24 protein-coding genes and 2 pseudogenes are annotated in these 25,586 nt (G+C 64.5%); 16 read left to right on the top strand and 10 right to left on the bottom strand.

The annotated features are described in order from the left end of the window. Positions 1 to 286 precede the first annotated feature (286 nt). Positions 287 to 805, top strand: a complete 519-nt coding sequence (locus tag CCR94_RS07880; RefSeq protein ID WP_158254665.1) for a methylated-DNA--[protein]-cysteine S-methyltransferase — start codon at positions 287 to 289, stop codon at positions 803 to 805. Positions 806 to 864: 59 nt separating this feature from the next. On the opposite strand, the gene CCR94_RS07875 is transcribed toward CCR94_RS07880, so the two are convergent. Next, complete coding sequence (locus CCR94_RS07875; RefSeq protein WP_104507320.1) at positions 865 to 2,190, bottom strand: hypothetical protein; 1,326 nt, start codon at positions 2,188 to 2,190, stop codon at positions 865 to 867. A 124-nt stretch (positions 2,191 to 2,314) separates the two neighbouring features. On the opposite strand from CCR94_RS07875, the gene CCR94_RS07870 reads away from it, so the two are divergent. From CCR94_RS07870 to CCR94_RS07845, 6 genes are all read left to right on the top strand, one after another. Then, complete coding sequence (locus CCR94_RS07870) at positions 2,315 to 2,503, top strand: hypothetical protein (protein ID WP_104507319.1); 189 nt, start codon at positions 2,315 to 2,317, stop codon at positions 2,501 to 2,503. 76 nt (positions 2,504 to 2,579) lie between these two features. Beyond that, entirely contained in the window at positions 2,580 to 3,545 is a 966-nt protein-coding gene (gene trxB, locus CCR94_RS07865; protein ID WP_104507318.1) for a thioredoxin-disulfide reductase, read from the top strand. Positions 3,546 to 3,707: 162 nt separating this feature from the next. Next, entirely contained in the window at positions 3,708 to 4,094 is a 387-nt protein-coding gene (locus tag CCR94_RS07860) for a response regulator (protein WP_104507317.1), read from the top strand. Between the two features lie 121 nt (positions 4,095 to 4,215). Continuing rightward, entirely contained in the window at positions 4,216 to 4,587 is a 372-nt protein-coding gene (locus CCR94_RS07855) for a phage holin family protein (RefSeq protein ID WP_104507316.1), read from the top strand. Between the two features lie 222 nt (positions 4,588 to 4,809). Beyond that, positions 4,810 to 5,733 (top strand): SPFH domain-containing protein, encoded by a 924-nt coding sequence (locus tag CCR94_RS07850; RefSeq protein WP_184421463.1) that lies wholly within the window; start codon positions 4,810 to 4,812, stop codon positions 5,731 to 5,733. Positions 5,734 to 6,062: 329 nt separating this feature from the next. Beyond that, the gene (locus CCR94_RS07845; protein ID WP_184421460.1) at positions 6,063 to 6,542 is read left to right on the top strand and encodes a cache domain-containing protein; all 480 of its coding nucleotides are present in this window, start codon (positions 6,063 to 6,065) and stop codon (positions 6,540 to 6,542) included. Positions 6,543 to 6,764: 222 nt separating this feature from the next. Here CCR94_RS07845 and CCR94_RS07840 read toward each other — a convergent pair whose 3' ends face one another. After that, positions 6,765 to 7,463 (bottom strand): phosphodiester glycosidase family protein, encoded by a 699-nt coding sequence (locus CCR94_RS07840; protein WP_244593978.1) that lies wholly within the window; start codon positions 7,461 to 7,463, stop codon positions 6,765 to 6,767. 107 nt (positions 7,464 to 7,570) lie between these two features. Here CCR94_RS07840 and ribB point away from each other — a divergent pair, with 107 nt between their 5' ends. From ribB to CCR94_RS25645, 3 genes are all read left to right on the top strand, one after another. Then, positions 7,571 to 8,866: a 3,4-dihydroxy-2-butanone-4-phosphate synthase gene (gene ribB, locus CCR94_RS07835; protein WP_104507314.1), complete on the top strand. Its 1,296-nt coding sequence runs from the start codon at positions 7,571 to 7,573 to the stop codon at positions 8,864 to 8,866. Between the two features lie 79 nt (positions 8,867 to 8,945). Next, positions 8,946 to 10,376, top strand: coding sequence for a cobyric acid synthase (locus CCR94_RS07830; protein ID WP_104507353.1), 1,431 nt, complete (start codon positions 8,946 to 8,948; stop codon positions 10,374 to 10,376). 74 nt (positions 10,377 to 10,450) lie between these two features. Continuing rightward, complete coding sequence (locus tag CCR94_RS25645) at positions 10,451 to 10,669, top strand: hypothetical protein (RefSeq protein ID WP_104507313.1); 219 nt, start codon at positions 10,451 to 10,453, stop codon at positions 10,667 to 10,669. 7 nt (positions 10,670 to 10,676) lie between these two features. Here CCR94_RS25645 and cbiB read toward each other — a convergent pair whose 3' ends face one another. Next, entirely contained in the window at positions 10,677 to 11,651 is a 975-nt protein-coding gene (cbiB, locus tag CCR94_RS07820; protein ID WP_104507312.1) for an adenosylcobinamide-phosphate synthase CbiB, read from the bottom strand. Between cbiB and cobD the strand changes: the two genes are divergently transcribed. Then, a complete protein-coding gene (gene cobD, locus CCR94_RS07815; RefSeq protein ID WP_104507311.1) occupies positions 11,650 to 12,654 on the top strand; it encodes a threonine-phosphate decarboxylase CobD in 1,005 nt (334 codons plus the stop codon). The two genes, cbiB and cobD, sit on opposite strands and share 2 nt — an antisense overlap. A 48-nt stretch (positions 12,655 to 12,702) precedes the next feature. Here cobD and CCR94_RS07810 read toward each other — a convergent pair whose 3' ends face one another. After that, a complete protein-coding gene (locus CCR94_RS07810; protein WP_158254664.1) occupies positions 12,703 to 13,542 on the bottom strand; it encodes a DUF1499 domain-containing protein in 840 nt (279 codons plus the stop codon). Positions 13,543 to 13,650: 108 nt separating this feature from the next. Between CCR94_RS07810 and aroC the strand changes: the two genes are divergently transcribed. Continuing rightward, positions 13,651 to 14,760: a chorismate synthase gene (gene aroC / locus CCR94_RS07805; RefSeq protein WP_104507309.1), complete on the top strand. Its 1,110-nt coding sequence runs from the start codon at positions 13,651 to 13,653 to the stop codon at positions 14,758 to 14,760. 73 nt (positions 14,761 to 14,833) lie between these two features. Next, positions 14,834 to 16,657 (top strand): phospholipase D-like domain-containing protein, encoded by a 1,824-nt coding sequence (locus CCR94_RS07800; protein ID WP_104507352.1) that lies wholly within the window; start codon positions 14,834 to 14,836, stop codon positions 16,655 to 16,657. A gap of 4 nt (positions 16,658 to 16,661) precedes the next feature. On the opposite strand, the gene CCR94_RS07795 is transcribed toward CCR94_RS07800, so the two are convergent. Both CCR94_RS07795 and CCR94_RS07790 read right to left on the bottom strand, forming a co-directional pair. After that, the gene (locus tag CCR94_RS07795) at positions 16,662 to 17,348 is read right to left on the bottom strand and encodes a fumarylacetoacetate hydrolase family protein (protein ID WP_104507351.1); all 687 of its coding nucleotides are present in this window, start codon (positions 17,346 to 17,348) and stop codon (positions 16,662 to 16,664) included. Between the two features lie 10 nt (positions 17,349 to 17,358). Next, positions 17,359 to 18,609 (bottom strand): MFS transporter, encoded by a 1,251-nt coding sequence (locus tag CCR94_RS07790; RefSeq protein WP_425332321.1) that lies wholly within the window; start codon positions 18,607 to 18,609, stop codon positions 17,359 to 17,361. A 116-nt stretch (positions 18,610 to 18,725) separates the two neighbouring features. On the opposite strand from CCR94_RS07790, the gene CCR94_RS07785 reads away from it, so the two are divergent. Continuing rightward, a complete protein-coding gene (locus CCR94_RS07785; protein WP_104507308.1) occupies positions 18,726 to 20,354 on the top strand; it encodes an FMN-binding glutamate synthase family protein in 1,629 nt (542 codons plus the stop codon). 211 nt (positions 20,355 to 20,565) lie between these two features. Here CCR94_RS07785 and CCR94_RS07780 read toward each other — a convergent pair whose 3' ends face one another. Beyond that, positions 20,566 to 22,038: an ATP-binding protein gene (locus CCR94_RS07780; RefSeq protein ID WP_244593977.1), complete on the bottom strand. Its 1,473-nt coding sequence runs from the start codon at positions 22,036 to 22,038 to the stop codon at positions 20,566 to 20,568. A gap of 51 nt (positions 22,039 to 22,089) precedes the next feature. Continuing rightward, positions 22,090 to 22,389: pseudogene (locus CCR94_RS26590) on the bottom strand (PAS domain-containing protein); the annotation flags it as partial. On the opposite strand from CCR94_RS26590, the gene CCR94_RS26585 reads away from it, so the two are divergent. After that, entirely contained in the window at positions 22,375 to 22,602 is a 228-nt protein-coding gene (locus tag CCR94_RS26585) for a hypothetical protein (protein WP_158254662.1), read from the top strand. The pseudogene CCR94_RS26590 and the gene CCR94_RS26585 sit on opposite strands and share 15 nt — an antisense overlap. A gap of 345 nt (positions 22,603 to 22,947) precedes the next feature. Here CCR94_RS26585 and CCR94_RS07775 read toward each other — a convergent pair whose 3' ends face one another. Then, a complete protein-coding gene (locus CCR94_RS07775) occupies positions 22,948 to 23,505 on the bottom strand; it encodes a hypothetical protein (protein ID WP_104507306.1) in 558 nt (185 codons plus the stop codon). Between the two features lie 92 nt (positions 23,506 to 23,597). Next, positions 23,598 to 25,262: an electron transfer flavoprotein-ubiquinone oxidoreductase gene (locus tag CCR94_RS07770; RefSeq protein WP_244593975.1), complete on the bottom strand. Its 1,665-nt coding sequence runs from the start codon at positions 25,260 to 25,262 to the stop codon at positions 23,598 to 23,600. Positions 25,263 to 25,400: 138 nt separating this feature from the next. Here CCR94_RS07770 and CCR94_RS07765 point away from each other — a divergent pair. Continuing rightward, positions 25,401 to 25,586, top strand: a pseudogene (locus tag CCR94_RS07765) (hypothetical protein); the annotation flags it as partial.

Genomic DNA, 25,586 nt, shown 5'->3' with positions numbered 1-25,586 from the left:
CGTTCTGATTTGGATGAAGTTATCGCCTGTCGCGCGCCGGGGAGCGCAACTTATTTTTGCAAATGCGCGAGATACAACCTTGCGATGCGTAAGCCTTTGATCGGATCCGCGGTCTTTTCCAGCTTTGCTTCGACGTCCCGGGCCGCTATGGTTCCCGCTTGGGGCGCGTGGGGGCCGCTCCGGCGCGTGCGCTCCGCCGCGTCAAGCTCCCGCGCGTGCGCGTGATTCTGCTGCGGGTTTCGGTTAAGCGCACATGGTTGGCGGCACACAAAAGGCGAAGAGCGCCGTGGGCGATGGCGAAGATGTCGTCTACGGGTTCGGCGACACTGTTCTGGGGTCGGTTCTGGTTGCGCTTTCCTCGCAGGGGGTCTGCGCCCTGCTGTTTGGCGAGCAGGAAAAGAAGCTGACACGGGATGTGCGCGCGCTCTACCCGCTCGCCCAGCTCGCGCCGACCGAAACGCTCGATCCCGCCCTGGCGGCGGCCCGCGACCTCGCCGAACAGCCCTGGCGCGCGTTCCCGCTGCCGCTGGACATTCGCGGCACGGAGTTTCAGCGGCGGGTGTGGAGCGCGCTGTGCGACATCGCGCCGGGAACGACGGTGAGCTATGCCGAAGTCGCGCAGCGGATCGGCGCGCCAAAATCCCTGCGCGCCGTCGCTGGCGCCTGCGCCGCCAACCGGCTGGCCATCGTCATCCCCTGCCACCGCGTGTTGAGGCTCAACGGCTCGCTGTCCGGCTATCGCTGGGGCCGCGAGCGCAAGCTGCGGCTGATCGAAATGGAGAAGGGGGCGCTCGTCGCGCGCTAGACTCTTCGTTTCCGCATGATCTTTTCCAAAAACAGGTGTCCACTTTTTGGGATCATGCGCTAGCGCAGGTCCGTGAACGCGCCTGAAAACGCCCCCTGGTCGGAGCGCGTCGCCGGCGCGAGATTGACTTCGGCGGCCTGCGCCGCGTGGTTCGCCCGCGCGCCATCTTCGTCGGGCCAGGGCCAGCGCAGATAGGCGCGGCGCGTTGGCGCGGCTTCAGCGAATTCGATGCGGTCGCCGCTCACGCGGGCGTGGGCGCATTCTTCCGCCGCCCCGTCTTGTCCGCGGCCTTCCGCGCGACTCTGGGTTGGGTTGATGGTTCGGCACACAAGATCGCCTTGGCGGCGCCAGGCGCCGATCCACAGGCTGACGGACCGCCGCGTCAGTCGCGCGACCTCGAAGACCTGTCCGTTCGGAGCGAAGAAGGCGGCGGCGCGATTGGCGTCCTCGGCCCGGCGCAGCAGCAGGGCGCCGACAAAACCTTCTCCGCCGTTGTCCGTCCATTCGCGGTCGGGCTTGTCGTCCATCAGCGGAACGTAGTCGGGCAGGCCGCGAATGTCGCCGCGCAGCAGCCTGACCTCGCCCTCGCCAAATCCCCGCACTTTTCCGATCAATGTTCCGGCCGCGCTGTCGCGGATGCGCGCGTCCAGCGTCGCCGCCGCGCCCTTGCGCAGGGGGGCGTCGAGTTCGACCGCCAGATAGAAGCATTCGCGCATGTCGGCGCCGAGGGCGCGGCACAAATGGTCGTCGTCGCGCGACCATTGCCGCGCCTCGATCCCGCGCCTGTCGAAATCGGCGACGAGTCCGCGCGGCGCGAAATAGACATGGCGAACGTCGCCGCCGCGCCGGGTGATTTCCAGCGTATTGCCGATCACGGCCGCGATGGCCTCGTAGCGCCGCAGCAGCGCCGGGGTCGGCGGACCCGGCGGGGCCGTCTTCTCGTCCTCGGGTTTCTGGCCGGCGACTTTTTCTTCGACGATCTTCTCTTGCCCCGCCTTCTCTTGGACCGCCTTTTCTTCGGCGCCGGTGTCCTGAACCTGTTCGACCGGCGGTTCCCCCTTCTGTCCGAAGGGCTTGCCCTCCGCTGTTTCTGTGTCGTTTTCGGACGGCGTTATTCCGGCCGCCTCGTCCGGGGCGGGCGAGGGGTCTGCGGCCGGCGCGGCGACAATCGCGCTCGTGAGGGCCGACTCGTCTTGGGCGGCCGGCTGTCGCGCGTCGGGCGCCGTCACCGGGGGCGCGTCCGCCATGACCCGCTGTATGGGCGCTTCTTTGTGGGGCGCGGCGAAATACAGGCTGGGCGCGTTGAATTGCACGAACAGGCCACTCGCGAAGCCCGTGGCGAGCAGCAGTCCGAAGGCGCGAAACGTGCGGCGGTTTTGTTCCATGACGGGGAAGTCTAGCGCCCAAGACTAAATGTTACGTTAGGTGCGCGCGTAAAGGCGTCGCCGCTGCTCTTAAGCGAAATTTCAGTCTTTGAGCGTTTTGCTTTCAATCCGTTGGGAGAGGGGCATGGATCAAACACACCACCTGATGTTGGCGCTGCCGGCGACGCTCGTCGCCCTTGGCGCTCTGAGCTGCGGCCTGCAACGGCTGCTGCGCGAAAAAGGGCCGGGCCTCGCCGGCACGGCGGCGCTGCTGTCGCTCGGCATGGCGGCCGGCGTCGGCTTGATGGGCCTGTGCCAGTCTTTGGCGAGTTAATCGGTCAGCCCATCGCTTTCCCTCCGCCGCGACCTCATGTTATGCGGAACGCATCGTTTTTGTCTGCGGAGAAGACATGTCCAGCGCCGAACCCGCCCAGCGTCACGCCAAAATCGTCATCATCGGCTCGGGTCCCGCCGGCTACACCGCCGCGATCTACGCCTCCCGCGCCATGCTGAAGCCGCTGCTCATTTCCGGCTTCGACGCCGGCGGCCAGTTGATGATCACCACCGATGTCGAGAATTACCCCGGTTTCGCCGAACCGATTCAGGGCCCCTGGCTGATGGAGCAGATGCGGTTGCAGGCCGAGCATGTCGGGACGGAATTCGCCAGCGACCATATTGTCGCGGCCGACCTGTCGCGCCGGCCGTTCCGGCTGACCGGCGATTCCGGCGTGGTTTACACCGCCGACGCGCTGATCGTCGCCACCGGCGCCAGGGCGCAATGGCTGGGGCTGCCCTCGGAAGAGAAATTCAAGGGCTTCGGCGTGTCGGCCTGCGCCACCTGCGACGGCTTCTTCTTTCGCGGCAAGACGGTGATCGTGGTCGGCGGCGGCAATTCGGCGGTGGAGGAAGCGCTCTATCTCGCCAATATCGCCGCGAAAGTCATCCTCGTGCATCGCCGCGATTCCCTGCGCTCCGAACGTATCCTTCAGGAGCGTCTGTTTGCTTGCGCCAATGTCGAACCGCGCTGGAACCGCGCCATCGACGAGATCATGGGGTCGGAAGCGCCGCTGTCGGTCGAGCGCGTGCGCCTGCGCGACACGCTGACCGGAGCGACTGAGGAGGTGGCGGCGGACGGCGTGTTCGTCGCCATCGGCCACAAGCCGGCGACCGATATGTTCGCGGGACAATTGGAGTTGAAACCCGGCGGCTACATAAGAACCGCGCCGGATTCCACCGCGACCAACATCGAGGGTGTGTTCGCGGCGGGCGATGTCGCCGACGACAAGTACCGGCAGGCGGTGACGGCGGCCGGCCTCGGTTGCATGGCCGCGCTGGAGGCCGAGCGCTGGCTGCTGGCGCGGGCCGGGGGCCGCTGAACGCGCGGACGGGATCGACGAGTCTTCGCCGATGTTCCACTTTCTTTAACGGTTGCGCTCGCATATTCGCGCTGATTGTAGGCGGCGCGCTTGCGCGCGTCCGCACGGATGGTCGGCGCCGGATCGGATCGGGCGCGTATGTCTGGAACGCCGGGGCGCGGGATGAAACAAGGGTTGGTCGTCGATGATTCCGCGGTGATCCGCAGGGTGACGGGGCGCATTCTCGAACTGATGGGCTTTGGCAGCACGGAACTCGACACCGGCGACAAGGCGCTGGACCATTGCGGCGCGGCCATGCCCGACGTGATCCTGCTTGACTGGAATATCCCCGGCCTCGATGGCATCGAACTGCTGCGCAAGCTGCGCCGGTTGCCCGGCTCCGAGCGCGTCAAGATTGTCTATTGCGCCACCGAGAACGATGCCATGATGATCGGTCGCGCGCTGCGCGCCGGCGCCGACGACGTGCTGCTGAAACCGTTTGATCTCCGGGAGGTGCAGGAGAAGTTCGAGGATCTCGGCCTTATCTTGCGACAGGCTAAGGCGTCCTGACGTTCCCGCGGCCCGCGGGAACACGCTGGTCCTCGGAAAACGCTCTTGGCGCTTGCGCCCAAGCTTCCTATCTATGCGTAAGCGAGGCTCGCCCTGTTCGCGGGCGGTCCAGGAGGCTGTCATGATCGGATTTCTGCTTCGCGCCCTGGTCGTCGCGCTCGGCCTATACGTGGCCTCGCGGATCATTCCCGGCGTGTCCTTCACCTCGACCGAAAGCCTGTTATGGGCGGCGGTGCTGCTCGGCGTTCTCAACGCGATCATCCGCCCCATTCTCATCGTCCTGACCATCCCCATCACGGTTTTGACCTTCGGCCTGTTCCTTCTGGTCATCAACGGCCTGATGATCGAGCTTGTCGCGCATGTACTCGACGGCTTCGCCGTCAGCGGCCTGGGCGCGGCCATCCTCGCCTCACTCGTGGTGAGCGTGGTCAGTTGGCTGGTGTCCTGGTCCGTTGGTCCCGGCGGCGTCGAAATCATGGTTGTCAGGCGCTAAAGCATGATCCCAAAAAGTGGACACCGGTTTTTGGAGAAGATCATGCGAAAACAAAGAGTCTAGAGCACGATGCGTTTCCGTGGAAACGCATCGTGCTCTGAAGCCTTATCCAGCGAAGCGGATGCCGGTTCGCGCTAAGAGAATGCGTCAAAACAGGAAACTGGCGCCTGATCCGATCCAATCGAATCGGATCAGGCGCTGACGTAGAATGGACCATTGCGGATGATCAACTCTTACGCGGATTTCGCCGTGAACGCAGTGCTGGGCTTGGGCCTGTTCCTGTTGCTCGCGATCGTGCTCAGCTCGTTCTTCACGGTCCAGACGGCGGAAATGGCCATCATCACCCGGTTCGGACGTTATGTGCGCGCCGCCGCCGCCGGCCTGAACTGGAAAATCCCGTTCATCGAAAGCGTGGCCGGGCGCATGAGCCTGCGCGTCAACCAGATCGCGCTGACCATGGAGACCAAGACCAAGGACAATGTCTTCGTCACCATTCCGATCTCGGTGCAGACGCGCGTCAGCGCCGAAAAGGTGTTCGCGGCCTATTACAGCCTGTCCGACCCGGAGGCGCAGATTCGCGCCTATGTCGAGCAGGTCGTGCTCGGCCATGTGCCGGGCATGACGCTCGACGCGGTTTTCGCCAGCCAGTCCAGCATAGCGGCGGCGGTGAAACGCGAATTGGACGTCGACATGGCCGCGTTCGGCTATGAAATCGTCAATGTGCTTGTCACCGACATCGTCCCCGACGCCAAGGTGAAATCGGCGATGAACGACATCAACGCCGCCCAGCGCGAGCAGGTGGCGGCGGCGGCGCGCGGCGAGGCGGAAAAGATTCTGGTGGTGAAGAAGGCGGAGGCCGAAGCCGAGTCCAAGGCCTTGCAGGGCCAGGGCATCGCCAACCAGCGCAAGGCGATCATCGAGGGCCTGCGCGGCTCGATCGAGGATTTCCAGCGCACGCTGGGCGACGCCAGCGCCAAGGAGGTCATGCAGCTTGTGCTGGTCACCCAGTATTTTGACACGCTGAAGTCGATCGGCGAGCAGAGCAAGACCAATACCTTGTTCATCTCCCACGCGCCGGCCGCCGTGCAGAACATTTCCGATCAGATTCTCGCGGGAATTACGGCCGCTGAAAAACTCAAGGGCTGAGCACAACGGCCCAGCGCTCGAATGCGAGGGCCTTGGCCGCGTTCGACTCGAAGCGAACGACGAGTCAATCGTTGCGGGAATCACGAAAAAATGAACCCGCGTCGTCCCCGCGCTTGAATGCAAAATAACTTTAAAATTCAAACTATTAAAATTGAATCGCGGCGTTGGCGTCAGCCCTGTTGCTTCGACAACGTGAAAAGCCGGATTACAATGGCGAAAAAGCTTTCTTGATGGTTGCGCGACACCCTCGGAAAGTGCGGGCGTCGGCGACGTGCTCGCAAAGCCATGACAATAATTAAGCCATGACAATAAAAGCGAGGAGGAAACCCATGGTCCGCATAGTCTTGATCGGCGCGGCGTCCGCTGCAATCGTCGCGCTCTCGCCGGCCGCTTTCGCTCAGCAGGCCGGCGGCGCCGCGGCCGAGGCCAAATCCATGTTGGAGAGGGCGGTCGCCGCCGTGAAAGCCGACAAACCCAGGGCGCTCGAAATGTTCAACAAAGGGGAGGGCGGTTTCCTTGACCGGGATCTCTATGTCTTTTGTGACAGTCTCGCTGACGGCAAGGTTGTCGCGATAGGCAACCCCAATGCCAAATATCTGCTTGGAAAGGATGCGCGGGCGCTCATGGACGTCACGGGCAAAGCTTATGGCCGGGAAATCTTTGACGGCCAGCACAAGCCCGAAGGTCAATTCGCCGAGGTCAGATATTTGTTTCCAAGGCCAGGCGCCGACGATACGCCGGTTCCAAAGGTGACGCTGGTGGCAAAGGCGGGCGATCTGGGCTGCGGCGTCGGGTATTACAAGCAGTAGGCCGTCGGCGAACCCGCGCGGACAGGGCGAATTCCGATTGAACCGCCGCCAGCGAGATGGCCGCGCGTTTTTCGGCCATTGGGTCTTTTCGGACGGATCGGCGAGCGTCGAAGGCGTCTTTCGAGTGGCCCAGCGTTCAAGGCGGACGCCACGCGCAGGGATTTGCCTTGCGTCGCGGCGGGCGCTGTGGCGAGGTCCTCCTGGCGCACCGCGAGCCAGCGGCTATTTTCCCTTGACCACGACCCCAATCATCGGCCCGAGCGGCAGGGTGAAATCCTCGCGGCCGAGGTCCGGGGCGTAAAGCGCGGAAATCGAGCCGTCGAGAAACAGCGCGTTGTCGCAATGCAGCGTGTCGTGGAACAGGTCGGCGAAGGCGTGGAAGGTCACCGGTTCGTTGGAAATGGCGAACACCGCGAGCCCATCGCGATCGACGCCGACGCCATTGCGCGACTTTTCGGAAACGCCCTCGGCATGGATGCGCGGGTGGATCTTGCCGCCGATCACCAGCATGGGGCCGGACTGGGTGGCGTAGTCGGCGGCGGGCCGCTCTTTCAGGAAGCGGGTGGTTTCCACCACGCCGGCCCTGCCGCCGCCGACGAAGAACACGCCGTTGGGTTTCAGATGGAAATTGCCGGGGCCGCCGCGGGTGTTGGCGCGGCGCAATTCCTCGGCCTTTTCGATGTAGAGACCGACCGGCGCATCGTCGCGGTCGTACATGCCGCCGTTCATGGCGAAGACCAGTTTTTCGCCCGGCGCCAGCGTGGCGGACACGGCCGAGAACGAGCCCAGCGGCGCGCCGCTGGGTCCGCGCCAAAAAGTGCGGATGTCGTCCTGGCGCGGATCGAACTTGCAAATCGTGTAATGCCTGCCATCCTGCGTCACATCGTCGCAGGCGTTGGCGAGGGCAGGGCCGGCGATCAAAGCGGCGCTCACGACCAGAACGGAAAAAGACGCCGCGCGCGCGCCGGATGTTCCGACAAGCGATTTTAGTATTGCTAAAATCAGCAAAAGCTCTAGCCTCTGACGCCATGAAGCTGGCGAATTGGTTGCGCAAATCCGGCGTGAGCCGAATCGAATTCTCCCGGCGGCTCGGCCTGACGCCTGGCGCTGTGAGCCAGTTGTGCAATCAGGAGAGCGTGTGGATGTCGCGCGATACGGCGCAAGCCATAGCGCGCGAAACCGGCGGCGCGGTTACGCCGAACGACTTTCTGCACGAATTTCCGGCAGACAACAAGAGGATGGATGTTGGCATGACTCATTCGGTGAATGAGGCGATCGAAGCGATCAAGCGGGGCGAAATCGTTGTTGTCACCGACGACGACGACCGCGAGAACGAGGGCGATCTGGTGATGGCGGCGAGCCTGTGCTCGCCCGAAAAAATGGCCTTCATCATTCGCAATTGCTGCGGCATCGTCTGCGCGCCGCTGGCGGCCGAGGAAGCGCGCCGCTTGCATCTCGCCCCCATGGTCGCCGAAAACGATGCGCCGCTCGGCACCGCCTTCACCGTCTCGGTGGATGTGAAGCACGGGCTGACCACGGGGATATCGGCCGAGCAGCGCGCCAACACCGTACGGGGGCTGGCCAACAACAATTTCGGCGCGAGCGATTTCGTCCGGCCGGGCCATGTGTTTCCGCTGCTGGCGCGCGAGGGCGGGGTTCTCATGCGCTCCGGCCATACCGAGGCCGCCGTCGATCTGTGCAAACTCGCGGGCGTGCCGCCGGTCGGCGTGATCTGCGAACTGGCCAATGACGACGGCACGGTGATGGTCGGGCCGCAGATCGCCGAATTCGCGAAGAAACACGGACTCAAGCAGATTTCGGTGGCGGAGCTGATCGCCTACCGCCAGTCGCGCGAGCATCTGGCGCAGCGCGTCGCCGAATTTCCGGTCGCGACCAAATTCGGGACGTTCAAAGGCTACGCCTTCGTCACCCCGTTCGATCAGGTCCAGCATATCGCCTTGGTCGCCGGCGACATCGGCGACGGCCGCGACGTTCCCGCTCGTCTGCATCGCGCCGATATTCTGAAGGATGTTTTCGGCGGCGGCGCGCAGATCGACGCCGCGCTGGAAACCTTTCAGAAGCAGGGACGCGGCGTGCTGATCTATCTGCGCGACGGCGCGGCGGGCGTGCCGGCCAATCTGGTGGGACAGGGCGAGGAGACCGGCGCCGAAACCGCGCGGGCGAAGAACTGGCTCGACATCGGCCTCGGCGCGCAAATTCTGCGCGATCTCGGCGTGGTCTCGATCCGCCTGCGCACCAAGACGCCGCGCACCTATGTCGGCCTGTCCGGTTTCGGCATCGAAATCACGGCTTTCGAGGAATGACGCATATGCCGATCGCTGGCTGTCCCTCTCCCCGCGCGTGGGGAGAGGGCAGGTCGAGGCTTCCGTGACCCGCGCGCTGATGTTCCAGGGCACGGGCTCCGATGTCGGCAAGTCGCTGCTGGTGGCGGGCTTTTGCCGCGCCTTCGCGCGCCGGGGCCTGCGCGTCGCTCCGTTCAAGCCGCAGAATATGTCGAACAACGCCGCCGTGACCGCCGACGGCGGCGAGATCGGCCGCGCGCAGGCTTTGCAGGCGCGCGCCTGCGGGCTGGCGCCGAGCGTCCACATGAACCCCGTGCTGCTGAAGCCCCAAAGCGAGGTCGGCGCGCAGATCGTGGTGCGCGGCCGGATTTTCGGACAGGCGAAAGCGGCCGACTATCAGAGCCGCAAGGCGCAACTGGCCGGTTTCGTCGCGGATTCGTTCAAAATTTTGGGCGAAGGTCGCGATCTCCTGCTGGTCGAGGGCGCGGGGTCCCCGGCCGAGGTCAATCTGCGCGCCAACGACATCGCCAATATGGGATTTGCCCGCGCCCATGACGTGCCGGTCGTCCTGATCGGCGACATTGATCGGGGCGGGGTCATCGCGCAGATCGTCGGGACCAAGGCCGTGCTCGACCCCGAGGACGCCGCGCTGATCCAGGGTTTCCTCGTCAACAAGTTCCGTGGCGACCCGCGACTATTTGACGCTGGCATGGCGATCATCGCGGATCGAACCGGATGGGCGCCGCTGGGCCTCATTCCCTTTTTCCATCGCGCGGCGCAGCTCCCCGCTGAGGACGCCTTTTCCCTGCGCGGGGCGCGGCACGGGGTCGGCAAGAGAATCGTGGTCCCGCTGCTGCCGCATATCGCCAATTTCGACGATCTCGACCCGCTGAAAGCGGAAGCCGATGTCGAACTTGTCATGGTAGCGCCGGGCCAACCGCTGCCGGTCTGCGATCTCGTGATCCTGCCGGGCAGCAAGACCACCATCGGCGACCTCGCCTTCTTTCGCGCCCAGGGCTGGGACATCGATCTTGCCGCCCATGCGCGGCGCGGGGGGAAGGTTTTTGGGATTTGCGGCGGTTATCAGATGCTTGGCGAGAAAATCGCGGATCCGCTGGGCATGGAGGGGCCGGTGGGCGCCGCGCCGGGCCTTGGCCTGCTGGCGGTGGAGACCGAGCTCTCCGGCGACAAGACCCTGGCTGCTTGCGCCGGCGTCTCGACGGATGGCGCGGCTTTTTCCGGCTATGAAATGCATGTCGGCGTCACCAAAGGCGCCGATTGCGCCAGGCCCTTGCTGCGTTTCGCAGATGGCCGCGCCGAGGGGGCGCGCAACGCGACGGGGACCGTGCGCGCGGCCTATGTCCACGGCCTGTTCGCGGCGGACGCCTTTCGCGCCGAATTTTTGGGCTGGATCGGGGCGGAAAGCGCCGGGCTGAATTACGAGGGCGAAATCGAGCGCATTCTGGACGAACTGGCTGATCACCTCGGCGCCCATGTCGATCTCGACGCGCTGTTGGGTCTGGCGAGGTAATCGTAGCTGGCGGGCGAAGTCTGGCTTCAAAAGGCGGAAGGAGCTAGTTTTGGCTCTTCTTGGAGGGCTAGCTCTTGTCCGACCGCACCAAACCGAAAAGCCGCCATCTCAATCGTGATCAAAAACGCGCGCTGCAAGCGGCCGCAATCGGACGTTTCCTTCGGCAATATGGTCGGAAAACGCGAGCAAACCTCGATCCCAATGATCGCAATTACGATCGCGACATCGAGTGCAAACTCAAAAAAATGAAGCCGGCCCTGCTGGGCCGGCTCATGTACGAGGACGAGGACTGATCTGGTTTTACCACACCAGGATCAGCACCACGGCGATCACCGCCGCCTGAACGATGCAGGCCTTGCGATAGAGCGTCAGCGCGCGCTTGACGTCGGCGAAGTTCAGTTCGGCGCGGCCCGTGCCCATATAGGCGTCCTCGACCAACGCGCCTTCATAGACGCGCGGTCCGGCCAGCTTATAGCCGAGCGCGCCGGCGATCGCCGCTTCCGGCCAGCCAGCGTTGGGCGAGCGATGGCGACGGGCGTCGCGCAGAACCGCGTCCTTGGCCGCTTTCCAGTTGGCGCCGGGGGTGATCGCGGCGGCGATGGCGAGCCACACGGCCGAAAGCCGCGAAGCCGGTATGTTGAGGATGTCGTCGAGCAGCGCGGTCGCGCGGCCGAACACGGCATATTTCTCGTTCTTGTGGCCGATCATCGAATCGGCGGTGTTGACGGCCTTGTAGGTCGCGCCGCCGACGAGCCCGAACAGCACGGTCCAGAACACCGGAGCCACCACGCCGTCGGAGAAATTCTCGGCGAGGCTCTCGACCGCGGCGCGGGCGACGCCCGCCTCGTCCAGGTCGGAGACATCGCGGCCGACGATCTTGGCGACCTTTTCGCGCGCGACCGGCAGACCTTCAAGCTGCAACGCGCGGGCGACGTCGTCCACGTGGTCGAACAGGCTGCGCTGCGCGATCAGGCTGGAGATAATGGCCGCCAGCAGCAGGAACCCGATGATTCCGTGGCCGGCCCAGTCGGCGAACAGGTAGGAGGCGCCGCCCGCGACCACTACAATGATCGCGATGGCGGCGATCCCGCCGGTCTTGCGGGTCTCGGCGGAAAGGCGGCTTGCATTCAGCCAGCCGTCGAGACGCGTGATCAACGCGCCGATCCAGCCAACCGGATGGCCGATTGCGGCGTACACCTTTGGCGGATAGGAGAAGAAGGCTTCGATCAACAAAGCCGCGAGGGCGAGGGCGAGAGTGAAGGCGGATATTATCATGGCGAATCCCTGTGACGCGCCTCATTATCATGGCGGGAGCCTTTCCGCCGCAACAAAAAAATACCCCGACGCGCCCAAGCCCTGGCTTGATCTTTCGACGGGGATCAATTGCGTTGCTTACCCCTTCGCCGCGCCGAGCCGGGACGCTTACGCCCGCCTGCCGGAGCGGGAGGGAATCGCGGCGCTGGAGGCGGCGGCCGCGCGCTGCTTTGGCCTGGGCGAGCGCGCCGCCTGCGTCGCGGCGCCGGGCACGCAGGCCCTGCTGCAGACGCTGCCCCGGCTCATTCCGGCCCAAAAAGTCGGCGTGTTCGGCTTCGCCTATGCCGAACACGCCCGCTGTTGGGCCTTGAACGGCGCCGAGGTTTTCATCGCGGACACGTTGGACGATTTGCTCGCGGCGGAGGTCGCGGTGATCGTCAATCCCAACAATCCCGACGGGCGGCTGCTGGGCGGGGATGCGCTGCGCGATCTGGCGCAACGCCTGTCCACGCAGGGCAAATGGCTGATCGTGGACGAGGCTTTCGTCGATTTCCTGCCCGGCGCCAGCCTCGCCTCGATGCTGCCGCTGCCGGGCGTGATCGTGCTGCGCTCCTTCGGCAAGGTGTTCGGGCTGGCGGGGCTGCGGCTCGGTTTTACGCTCGCGCCCGAGCCTTTTGCCCGGCGGTTGCGGCAGACGCTCGGCCCCTGGGCGGTGAGCGGCGCGGCGGTGGAGATCGGGCTTCAGGCCTATGGCGATGTGGACTGGGTGAGACAAAGCGCCGCGCGTCTGGCGCGCGAGGGCGAGACGCTGGACGCGGTTTTGCGCGAAGCGGGTTGTGCGCCCGTGGGGGGAACGCCGCTGTTTCGCCTCGTCCGCCACGACAAGGCGCCGGACATCTTTGAAAGCCTGTGTCGCGCCGGCGTGCTGGTCCGGCCCTTCGCGGAAAAGCCGGATTGGCTGCGATTCGGCATCCCGCACGGCGATGAGCAGTTCGACCGGTTGCGGGGGGCGCTGGCGTTTTAGAGCGAAGGGGAGTCCGGTTCGCGTTAAAAAAACGCGTAAAGCCGAACACTAATCCTCGCTGTCCTTGTCCTCCAACGCCTCCGTCAGCTTGCCGATCAAGCTCGCGCCCGCGCCAAGATCGTTGGGCGCGTAGCGCATGACCACGCGCATGTCGACGCGGGTCTGGTCCGCGGCCGGTTTGATTCGGATGGAAACGGCGATGGGGATGTGCAGGGCCAGGGAATAAGTGAGCGCCTCGATTCGCCCCTCGGGTCGCGCCGCGCCGCCCGGACGGATTTCGTCGAGGACGGTCCAGCCCATGTGCGTGGCCGCGTCGCGCGCGGCGTTGAAGGCCTCGTCGGTTTCGAGATCGAGCAGGATCGGTTTTGCGTCCGGATAGGCGTCCACTTGCTCCTGCGCGCGCCCGGCGTCGAGCGGTTTGGGAACCCAGCCGCGCGCGCCCGCCACCGCCGCGTCAGCCGAAAACGCCGGCGGGTCTTCGTAATCGGTGGAAATATCCGCCAGGAAGGGCGGGGCGCCCGCCGAATGGATCAGCCAGGCGGGATAGGGGATGAACAGGGTCAACAGCAGGAAGACGGCGATGACGTGTCTGGCGCCGCGCCGGCCGTCGCGCCAGATGGCGACAAGCGCGGCCAGGGCGAGCAGCGCCGCCGCCGCCGCGATAACCAGGGCGGTGACGAACAGGAACAGGCCGAGGCCCGGAGACGGCGCGCGGGTCGGGCTGAGCGTGAGCACGGCGACAAAACCGGCGACGCCGCCGCGCGCATGGCTGGCGGCCAAGGCCAGCAGCGCCACGACGATGGAGGTCTTGGCCAGCGTGTTCGCCCAGATCGCCAGCGGCGTCATCGGCTGGTCGTAGTTGAGCCGTCGCAATGCGCTTCCCGCCATGCCCTCGTCCCGCTGTTGGATGACAGGCCTGGGGTAACAAGGCTTGGCGTTCCCCGCAATCCATGATTTAGGGGCTTGTTGACGAACCACTCGCAGGCCCCACCGCCCATGTCGCACAACTCTTTCGGCCATTTGTTCCGCGTCACCACTTTTGGCGAGAGCCACGGCCCCGCGCTCGGCTGCGTGGTGGACGGCTGCCCGTCGAGGCTGCCGCTGGAGGCGGCGGAAATCCAGCAATTCCTGGACCTGCGCCGGCCCGGCCAGTCGCGCTTCACCACGCAAAGACAGGAGCCGGACGCGGTCAAAATTCTCTCCGGCGTAATGACCGACGAGACCGGCGCGCAGCTCACCACGGGTACGCCGATCGCGCTGCTGATCGAGAACACCGACCAGCGCTCCAAGGACTACGGCGAGATCAAGGACTCCTACCGTCCGGGCCATGCCGATTACGTCTATGACGTCAAATACGGCATCCGCGACTATCGCGGCGGCGGGCGGTCCTCCGCCCGCGAGACGGCGGCGCGCGTGGCCGCCGGCGCCGTCGCGCGCAAAGTGATTCCCGGCGTGATGCTTCGCGCAGCCATGATTCAGGTGGGGCCGCATAAAATCGACCGTTCGCGCTGGGATTGGGACGAGGTTTCGCGCAACAGCCTGTTCTGCCCGGACGCCCAGGCCGCCGCGCTCTGGGCCGAGTATCTCGACGACATCCGCAAGAAGGGCTCGTCCGTCGGCGCGGTGCTGGAAGTGGTCGCGGAGGGCGTCCCCGCCGGCTGGGGCGCGCCGGTCTATGGCAAGCTCGACGCCGATCTCGCGGCGGCGCTGATGTCGATCAACGCGGTCAAGGGGGTGGAAATCGGCGACGGTTTCGGCGTGGCCGAACTCACCGGCGAGGACAACGCCGACGAAATGCGCGCGGGGAACCAGGGGCCGCACTTTCTCGCCAACCACGCCGGCGGCATTCTCGGCGGCATCTCCACGGGCCAGCCCATTGTGGCGCGCTTCGCGGTCAAGCCGACCTCCTCGATCCTGACGCCCCGGCTTTCGGTGGATCGCCACGGCGCGGAGGTCGAGTTGCGCACCAAAGGCCGGCACGACCCTTGCGTCGGCGTGCGCGCCGCGCCGATCGCCGAAGCCATGATGGCCTGCGTGCTCGCCGACCATTTCCTGCGCCATCGCGGCCAGCAGGGCGAAGGATTTTCCTGGCCGTTCGCGCGGTGAGCGCCGGGCGTCTTTGAAATGTTACGGCTTGGCGCTATTCTGAACCGGTTTTTTTGGTCCGGGAGGCATGTTCATGAAAGCCCTCGCCTTTTCAAACAATGACATTGCCGTCATCGCCTGGAGCTTCGACAAGGAGATCGAAGGCTGCCTGGGTTTCTCCGTCCATCGCATCGATGTTCACGCGGGAACCGAAACGCCCTTGCCGGCCATGGCGACTTTCCCCGGCGAGTCGCCGCGCGCTGGCGGGACGACCGAACAGGCGCCGGTCCAGAAATTCTGGTGGAAGGATCTGGGCGCCGCGCGCGAGGTCGAATATCGCTACAAGATCGTGCCCTTGAGCGGAGCGCCCGGCGCGCTGAAGCCGCTCGACGGCGTTGCGCCGCTCGAAACGAACACGGTCGTCCTTTCGCCGAAACGCGGCTCGTTCCGCGCCTATTTCAACCGGGGGATCGTCGCGACACCGGCGGTGACCAGGGCGCTCGGCACGCCCAGCGTTCCCCGCCTGATGCGCCACCTGGCGAACCCGGATGACAAGCTGCGCAAGATGCTGTGCGGCCAGTTGTTCGAGGGCCTCACCGAACTGCTCGACCGCGCCGATGGCGGGAATGGCGAGATCCGCGCCGCGCTTTACGAGCTGAACGATCCGGACGGGCTGGAAATCCGGCTACAGGCCAAGGACAAGGGTGATCCGAAGGCGCGCGCGGTGGTGCTCGGCAACGAGCGCTCCTCGGACGGCAAGGGCGCGGACCGCGAGGTGGTCGAGGATGTGGATTCGGACAACCGCGCGGCGCTCAAGGCCGCCGGCGTCCCCGTCGCCGACCGCATCCTGCCGGACCAGCACATTCCGCACAACAAGTTCCTGATCCTGAAGCAGGACGACAAACCGGCGCAGGTTCTCACCGGCTCGACCAACTGGACCATGAACGCGCTGGCCGCGCAGACCAACAATGGGCTCGTCATAGATAACGCCGAAGTCGCCGCGCTCTACCAAGCCTATTGGGACCAATTGGAGAAGGACACCGGCGACGCCCAGGACGACAGCGATCTGCAAGGCCCGGACTTCCGCAAATGGGTCCGCGCCGCCAATGCGGACAGTGTGCAAACTCCCGTCACGCTTGACGACGGCGCCAAGGTCCACGTCTTCTTCGCGCCGAGCACCAAGGTCAAGAGCTGGAATCCCAAGGCCAGGCGAATCGAGGACCCCGCCGACATGGGCTTCGTGTTCGACCTGATGCGCGGCGCGAAGCAGGCGATCCTGTTCCTCGCCTTCGACCCTGGCAACAAGTCGATTCTCGACGTCGCCGGCGAGACCCTGGCCGCCAATCCGCACCTGTTCGTGCGCGGGGCGCTGACCAGCCCTCAGCGCGCGGCCAATTTCGCCGCTGCGCTCAAGGGCCATAAAGGAAGCGACGCGCCCGACGGCGATGTGGGGCTGATCGGCGAAGGCGGCAGCCCTGGCAGCGAAACCGAGAAGGGCGACATCGACTATCGCGCCATTCCGGCCGGCCATGTCGGCAAGGACGACGCCTTCGGCGCCTGGGAAGCCGAATTGTTGAAGGCTGGCCACGCCATCATCCACGACAAGATCGTGGTGATCGACCCGTTCGACGACGATTGCGTCGTGGTGACCGGCTCGCACAATCTGGGTTATCGCGCGTCCCACAACAATGACGAGAATTTCGTCGTGGTGCAGGGGCACAAGGCGCTGGCGCAGGCCTATGCCTGCCATGTGCTCGACGTTTACGACCATTACGCATGGCGCTACTGGCTGCACATCAACAAGAGCGTGTTCGGCAAGCCGCTGGACACGACGGACCACTGGCAGGCCCGCTATTTCAAGGGCGGCAAGCCCGTGTCCGCCGAGCTGAACTTCTGGCTCGGCGCCAACGCCGGCTGACCCATTATACGATCCGCGTCGTCACCTCGCCCACGCCCTCGATCTCGCCGCGTAAAACGTCGCCGCTGAGCGCCGGTCCCACGCCTGCCGGCGTCCCGGTAAAAATCAGGTCGCCGGGCGCCAGCGACACATAGGTCGAGAGGATCGCGATGATATCGGGGATCGACCAGATCATGTCGGCGAGATCGCCGTCCTGGCGCGGGGCGCCGTTCAGGCTCAGGCTGATGCGCCCCCGGTTGATCCGGCCGGTCTGGCTCAGCGGGCGAATCAGGCCGACGGGCGCCGACGCATCGAACCCCTTGGCCATGTCCCAGGGGCGGCCCGCCTTTTTCGCCTCCGCCTGCAAGTCGCGGCGGGTGAGGTCGATGCCGGCGGCATAGCCGAAGATCGTCTCCTCGGCCGCGCCGGCCGCGATGTTTGAAGCGCCCCGCGCCAGCGCCACCACCAGTTCGATCTCGTGGTGGAGATTGTCGGTGAGGCTGGGGTAGGGCGCATCGGCGCCGTTCACAACAAGGGCGTCGGCCGGCTTGCTGAAAAAGAACGGCGGGTTGCGATTGGGGTCGCCGCCCATTTCGCGGGCGTGATCCGCGTAATTCTGACCGACGCAGAAAATGCGCCGCACCGGAAACAGGCCCCCGCCCGCGACCGGAGCGCAGGCCTGGGGCGGCGGGTCGATGACATAAGTGTTCACAAGCACGTCCTCATTGCGCCGGTTGGGCGGCGGGCTGCTCCACCTCGCGTTCGACCACCGGCAAGTTGAGCAGGGCGGAAATCACCCCGAGCGCGATCGACAGCAGCCAGACCGGCATATAAGAGCCGGTCGCCGCCCGTGCAAAACCGCCGAGGAGCACGCCGAGAAAACCGCCCAATTGGTGCAGGAAAAAGGCGAAGCCGTAAAGCATGGACAGGTTGCCGGCGCCGAACATGCGGCTGATGGCGCCCGACGTCGGCGGCACCGTGGACAGCCACAGCAGGCCGGTGACGGCGGCGAAAACAAGCGTCGAATCGGACGTCGCCGGCAGCGCGATGAAGATGGCGGTGGCCACCGCGCGGGCGAAATAGATGAAGGCGAGGATGTAAGGGCGCGGCAGGAAGCCGCCGAGATAGCCGGCGAGCAGCGAGCCGAAAATGTTGAATATGCCGACCAGCGCGAAGGCCCAGGCGCCCAGTTGCGGCGAGAGGCCAGCCTCCACGACATAACGCTGGAAATGCACGGTGATGAAGGCGAGTTGGAAGCCGCAGGTAAAAAAGCCAGCCGCCAGCAGCATGTAGGATTTATGGCCCAGCGCCCGCCGCAACACAGCGCCCTGACCGCCCCGCGCGGAAAAATCGCCGCGCGGGGTTTTGAGCGCGAAAGCGAGCGGCGCGATCAGCAGCGTGACGCCCGCGAAGATCAGGCAGGTCGTCTCCCAGCCCTTGCCGGCGACAAGGCCGCCCGCCAGCGGCGAGAACAAGAATTGTCCGAACGAACCCGCCGCCGTCGCCGCCCCGAAAGCATAGGACAGGCGCTTGGGCGGCAGCAGCTTGGCGAAGGCCCCCAGCACCAGATTGAACGAGGCGCCCGACAGGCCCAGCCCGATCAACAGGCCGGCGGACAGGTCGAAGGTCAGGCCCGAGGGCGCGACGCCCATCAGCGCCAGCCCCAGCGCATAGAACAATCCGCCGAAAATCAGCACGGGGCGCGCGCCAAAACGGTCGGCCAGCGCGCCGGAAAAAGGCTGGCACAGCCCCCACAGCAGGTTTTGCAGCGCCAGCGCGATGGCGAAATGGCCGGCGCCCCAGTCGCGCGTGGCGAAAATCGGCAGTTGGAACACCCCCATCACCGAACGCGGCCCGAACGAAATCAGGGCGATCAGACAGCCGGCGACGACAATGAGGGCGGGAGGAGTGGTTTTTGACGTTTCGGACAGGACTTTTCTCGTGGCGCGGTCGGGGGACGAGGTGGATTGCAAAATAACACCGTTAACGCAAGGCGTCCTTGCACGCCTGCGCAACGCCTCCGCCAATTTCGCACAAGTGTCACCAGCGCATCTATAGTCCCGCTTCAGAATTTGCCAAGGAAACGCCCATGCGTACGCTTTCCGTGATCTTCGCGCCGCGCCATTGGGCCTTGCTGTTCAGCATCGGCGCCTTCGTGTGGACTCTGGCCTTCATGGCGCGCCATCCCGGCGAATACGATTGGCTGGCGCTGCCGCTGGTGGTTTTCGGCTTTCTCACCACCATCGGCCTCGGCGACCTCTGGCAAAAGCCGCATGCGATCCTGCGCAATTATCCGATTCTCGCGCATCTGCGTTTCCTGATCGAGCAGCTTCGCCCGGAAATCCGCCAATATCTGTTCGAGAGCGAAACCGATGGCGCGCCCTTTTCGCGCGACCGCCGGGCGCTGGTCTATCAGCGCGCCAAGATGCAGCTCGATAAAAGGCCGTTCGGCACACAGCTCGCGACCTATGCCGACGGCTACGAATGGCTGCTGCATTCCTTCGCGCCGCGCCCGCAAGCCGACGCGAACTTTCGCGTCACGGTCGGCGGCCCGGATTGCGCGCAGCCCTATTCGGCCTCGGTGTTCAACATATCCGCCATGAGTTTCGGCGCGCTCAGCGCCAATGCGATTCGCGCGCTGAACGGCGGCGCGAAAATAGGCGGCTTCGCCCATGACACCGGCGAGGGCTCGCTGTCGCCCCATCACGAGGCGCAGGGCGGCGACGTGATCTGGGAGATCGGCTCCGGCTATTTCGGCTGCCGCACCCTCGACGGCGCGTTTTCGCCGGAGAAATTCGCCGCCATCGCGCAAAAGCCGCAAATAAAAATGATCGAGATCAAGCTGAGCCAGGGCGCCAAGCCAGGCCATGGCGGCGTGCTCCCGGCGGCGAAAGTCACGCCCGAAATCGCCGCCATTCGCGGCGTGCCGCTCGGCCAGGATTGCATCTCGCCCGCCGCCCACAGCGCGTTTTCGACCCCGCTGGAGCTGATCGCTTTCGCAAAGCGCTTGCGCGACCTCTCGGGCGGCAAGCCGGTCGGCATCAAACTCTGCGTGGGACAGCCCGGCGAATTCCTCGCCATCGTCAAGGCGATGCAGGAGACCGGGATCCTTCTGGATTTCATCGTGGTCGATGGCAAGGAGGGCGGCACCGGCGCGGCGCCGGGAGAATTCATGGACCATCTGGGCACGCCGATGCGCGACGGGCTGAGCTTTGTGCATAACGCGTTGATCGGCGCCGGCCTGCGCGAAAAAATCCGGATCGGCTGCTCCGGCAAGATCACCACGGCCTTCGACATCGCCCGCGCCATGGCGATCGGCGCGGACTGGTGCAATTCCGCGCGCGGGTTCATGTTTTCGGTCGGCTGTATCCAGTCGCTGTCCTGCCACACAGACGCCTGCCCGACCGGCGTCGCCACCCAGGACCCTGCTCGGTCCCGCGCTCTCGTGGTTTCGGACAAGATCATCCGCGTCGCCAATTATCACGCGGCCACGCTGCATTGTCTGGCGGAACTGGTGGCGGCCTCCGGCCTCGACCATCCTGGCGATTTCACGCTGAGCCTGTTCCGGCGCCGCGTGTCCGAAAGCCAGGTGGCGAGCTTCACCGAACTTTATCCGGCTCTGGAAGAGGGCGAGTTCTTTCGTGGCGCGCGCGATCCCAACCTGCGCCAGTTATGGGCGCGCGCGGATCCCAAGAGTTTCGCGGCCTCGCGGGGCTGACGGTCGAAATCGTCGCCGGGCGACCTCAAGCGACGATTGGATCCGGCCTCATTGCGGTCCTGCGACAGGAAAGCTCCAACAGGCGGCGGCCGCACACTCAGCGGTCGTCGTGGCGCTTATCCGGCGCCGGAATTGAAGCGGTTATTTCGCCTCGTCGCCTTAGAGCATTTTCAAGCGAAGTGGATGCCGGTTCGCGTGAAGAAAATGCGCTCTAGCTCTTCTCGACGGCGACGAAAGCCCGTTGCAAAGCGGCTTGCAAATCATGGCGCCGGTAGGGTTTGCTCAAGACCTCCGCCTCGGCCGCATGCCCATCTTCCTCCAGTGACAGGCTGTAGCCAGTCGCCAGCAACACCGCGAGGCGCGGATAAACCCGTCGCAGCGTGCTCGCCAGCCGTAAACCGTTCATCGCCCCCGGCATCGACACATCGGAGAAGACGCCGTCGATCAATTCTCCGCGCTCAAGCAGCGCCAGGGCCTCGGCGGCGTTCGATGCGCATTTGGCGACATAGCCCAGTTCTTCGAGCATTGACGCGGTGAAACTGGCCAGAGCAGGGTTGTCCTCGACCACAAGCACAGTTCTGGCCGTTTGCCGGACCGATTGCGTCGCCATTTTTTCCTCCTGCTTCGCCTCTCTGATGAGTGTCGCCGCCGTTGGGCGCGGAAGATGGAACAGGACGATCGTTCCCTTGCCCGGCGCGCTCTCGATGGCGACATCGCCGCCGGATTGCTTGGCGAACCCATAAACCTGAGCAAGGCCGAGTCCGGTTCCCTTGCCTTCCGTCTTCGTCGTGAAAAAGGGCTCAAACGCCCGAGCCAGAACGGCAGGAGACATGCCTGATCCGGAATCCTCGATCGCAAGGCAAACGTAGTCGCCCGCCGGGCGCTCGAACGTCGCCTCCAACGACACATTGTAAGTCCGCAGGATCAGCGCGCCGCCATCCGGCAACATGGCGTCACGCGCGTTGACCGTGAGATTCAGGATCGAAATATCGAGTTGGTTCGGATCCGCGATCGCCGGCCAGAGATCCGCGGCGCAATCGGTCTGCAAACTGACGCTCGCGCCGAGCGTGGCGGTCAACAATTCGCGGATATGGGCGATGCGCGCATTCAAGTCGAACACTTCCGGTCGAAGCGCCTGCTTGCGGGCGAATGTCAGCAGGCGGCTGATGAGGGCCGCCGCGCTTTCCACCGCGTAATCCATCGCGTCGAGCACGGGCGCGTGAATCTCGTCCGAAAGCCCGGGGCGGCGCAGGAGACCAACCCCGGTCATGAAAACTTGCAGCAGATTGTTGAAGTCGTGAGCTATGCCGCCGGTAATCTGGCCAATGGCCTGCATTTTCTCGCCTTGCCGCAAGGTCTCCTCGGCGCGCCGCCGCTCCTCGACCTCACGCATCAACGCCGCTGTGCGCTCTTCGACGAGTCTTTCCAGCGCGGCCTCGCTTGTGGCCAGAAGTTCGTTATCGCGGCCGAGGATCTTGTTGGCCAACTCGCTGGCGACAAGGTCTGATTGTCCCTCGCTGGCTTCCTTCCGCGACAGAGCCAGCGCAACGATGGTTTCCATCAGGTCGGAGCGCCCCACCCTCGTTTCCTCGCGAGCCGACGCCAGCAATTTCTCCAGCGCGGCCTCGCTGGTGACGAGCAAGTCATTCGCCAGGATCAAGGTCTCGGCGTCAGCGTTCGCCACTTTCAGATCGTGAATATCCGTGCAGGCGCCGAACCATCGTGCGATTGATCCGCTCCCGTCCAATTGCGGCGCGCCGCGAATCAACCACCAGCGGTAAGCGCCGTCCGCTCGACGAAGGCGACATTGCAGCGCGTATTCGCTGGTGTTCGCAACGGCGTTTTGCCAAGCCTCCCAAGCTCTTTGGCGGCAATCGGGATGAAAGGGCTTGTTCCAGCCATCGCCATGGCTTTCCTCCAGCGTCAGGCCTGTATATTCAACCCACTTCTGATTGAAAAAAATGTTGCGCCCGTTGGCGTCGGTAATCCAGACGATCTGGGGCAAGGACTCCGCCAACACATGGAAGTCGGCCATTCCGGCGGTAAATCGTCCGGAACCATTCAGATCTTCAACTGGGCCGACCGCCGCGCGGCTCGCCCGCATGCCGGCCAAATCATGGCTATTGGTTGCATGGAGATGCCGGGCTTTCGCCAGTGTTTTCCGCAGCGCGGCGTTTTCTTCACCCACCGCCGCCAGTCTCAAACGCAATTGATGGACATCGTCCAGCGACGATGCATTCCGCGATGACCGTCGAGACGCGCCGTGTTTTGCTGGAGCCATCGTTCAGCACTCTTGAGAGGCATGTGAACTGAGCACTGTTTCGAAAAAAGCATGCGATTGATCGCGTCTTGCCAAGCAAATCCGTTCTCGAAACCAAAATGATTTTATCATTATGGGTAACGAATTGTCGATAATTTAAATTATAGCGCCCAATAGCTTCCGTGGGTAAGCGGCGTTGATTTTATGACTACGAAGTCAGAGATAAATATTTCATGGAATACAAAGTGAAGCCGGTGTTTTATCGGGACCGGTCCTTCGCGCCATGCCCGCAATCCGCCCTTTTGCGTCATCCCGGGCGAACGGCCGCCGACCCTACTTCTTCAGCAGATTGGCGATGCGCGGCGGCAGTTCGGGCTCGATGAGGGCGGCGCGCTGGACGTTGAGCTTGCGCTGCGACCGCCAATAGAAGAAATTGACGGTGGCGCGGCTGCGCAGATTGGCGAGCATGATGGCGAGGATCAGGGCCGGCACGGCGGCGCCGCCGACCAGCACCGCCAGCAGGAAATCATGGGTGCGGCCCTGAACCTGCGACAGCAGGCCATATTTCGGGCCGAGCAGATAGAGCGCGAGACAGCTTCCGACGAGACCGCACAGCCCGTTGAGCATGACGCCCAGGCCGGCGCCGCGGAATCCCAGATGCGAGAAATAACCGAAGCCCAGCCCGAACAGGATCAGCACGAACGCCAGCAGGTCGCGCTGGTCGCCCTGCAAATTGTCGTAGCCAAGGAGAGCGATCAGGCTGTCGAAGCCGGGAAGGGACGAGTCCTTGGCGTAGCCTTGCGCGAGCGCCGGCAAGCCGCCCGCCACGAGAAAGGCCAGGGGAGTTCCGGCCGCGAGCAAGGGCCGGAGGTATCTGCGCGGGCTGACCATGGGCGAAATCCTCTGGGGTCGAAATCCTCTGGAGTTCGACCCAGTGTAAGCCCGCGCGCTTGATACTTGGTAAAGTCTGGACGTCTGTTAGGTCACATATTCGGATAGTTCGGACCGCCGCCGCCTTCCGGCGTCGTCCAGGTGATGTTTTGCGCGGGATCCTTGATGTCGCAAGTCTTGCAGTGGACGCAATTCTGCGCGTTGATCACGAAGCGCGGGTCGGCTTTGGTCGCCTCGTCGCCATAGACCACTTCATAGACGCCCGCCGGACAATAAAGCCGCGCCGGTTCGCCGTAGAGCGGCAGGTTTTTCGCCACGGGAATCGAGGGATCGGCCAGTTTCAAATGCACCGGCTGGTCTTCCTCGTGATTGGTGCAGGAGAGGAACACCGAGGACAGCTTGTCGAAGGAAACGATTCCATCCGGCTTGGGATAGACGATCGGCTCGACCTCGCTCAGCGGCTTCAGCGTGGCGTAATCCGGCTTGCCGTGGCCGAGCGTGCCGAACAGGCTGAAACCCAGCGTGTTGGTCCACATGTCCAGCCCGCCGAGCGACACGCCGACGATGGTGCCGTATTTCGACCACAGCGGCTTGACGTTGCGCACCTTCTTCAGATCCCGGCCGATCGGCCCGTCGCGCCAGCCGTTTTCATAAGCCGACAATTCATCATGCCCGCGTCCCGCCGCCAGCGCCTCGGCCGCGGCCTCCGCCGCCTCGATGCCGGAAAGGAACGCATTGTGCGATCCTTTTATGCGCGGGACATTGATGAAGCCCGCCGCGCAGCCGATCAGCGCGCCGCCGGGAAAAGCCAGTTTGGGCGCGGATTGCCAGCCGCCTTCGCTGATAACGCGGGCGCCATAGGCGATGCGCTTGCCGCCGACAAAGGTGTCGCGGAGTAACGGATGCTGCTTGAACCGCTGGAATTCGTCGAACGGCGACAGCGTCGGGTTCTTGTAGTTGAGATGGAGGACGAAGCCGACGGCGACCAGATTGTCCTCGAAATGATACAGGAACGAGCCGCCGCCGGTGTGGTTGTCGAGCGGCCAGCCGAAGGTGTGCTGCACCAGGCCCGGGCGGTGTTTCGCGGGGTCGATCTGCCACAGCTCCTTCATGCCGATGCCGTATTTCTGCGGCTCGCGGCCCGCGTCGAGCTGGTAGCGGGCGATGATCTGCTTGGTCAGCGATCCCCGCGCGCCCTCCGCGAACAAGGTGTACTTGCCGCGCAGCTCCATGCCCCGTGTAAAAGACTCCTTGGGCTTGCCGTCGCGGCCGACGCCCATGTCGCCGGTGGCGACGCCGAGCACCTCGCCTGCGTCGCCGTAGAGCACTTCAGCGGCGGCGAAGCCGGGATAGATTTCGACTTCCATCGCCTCGGCCTTGGCGGCGAGCCAGCGGCAGACATTGCCGAGCGAGCCGATGAAATTGCCGTGATTGCCGAGAAGCGGCGGCATCACCGCATTGGGCAGCTTTAAGCTTTTGGTCTCGCCGATCAGGTAGAAATGGTCGTCGACGACCTCTGTCGTCAGCGGACGCGCCGGATCCTCGCGCCAGTCGGGCAGCAATTTGTCGAGGCCGATGGGATCGATCACGGCGCCGGACAGGATATGCGCGCCGATCTCCGATCCTTTTTCCACCACGACCACGGTGAAGTCGGGGTTGATCTGCTTGAGCCTGATCGCCGCCGCGAGACCGGCCGGGCCGCCTCCGACCACGACGACATCGTAATCCATGGACTCGCGAGGTTCGAGTTCGCTCATTTTCTTCTCCCCACATTTTCCTTTTATAAATGTCTTAGCGGTTCACGCGCGTCTGTCCACTGTCCCCGGGCCTTGTCCGCCGATTTTTCCAGCGGCGTGGAAATGGACGTTCGCCTGCGCAGGGGCTAGTAAACGGCGATGATCGATCCGACGGCGTTCGACCGGGACGGCGCGGCGGCCCTGCTGCGCTTCTATCGCGACATTGGCGTTGAGACGCTGGTGGCGGAAAGCCCGTTCGACCGTTTCGCGCAATCGGAGGCCGAAAAGCTTTTGCGCGCCGCCGAGCCGGCGCACAGGGCGGAGTCCCGCGCCCAGCCGGCCGAT

Source organism: Rhodoblastus sphagnicola (genome assembly GCF_002937075.1).
In the GTDB taxonomy this organism is placed as follows: domain Bacteria; phylum Pseudomonadota; class Alphaproteobacteria; order Rhizobiales; family Beijerinckiaceae; genus Rhodoblastus; species Rhodoblastus sphagnicola.
The sequence above is the reverse complement of the archived record's forward strand: the minus strand, read 5'-3'. Positions and strand labels throughout refer to the sequence as shown.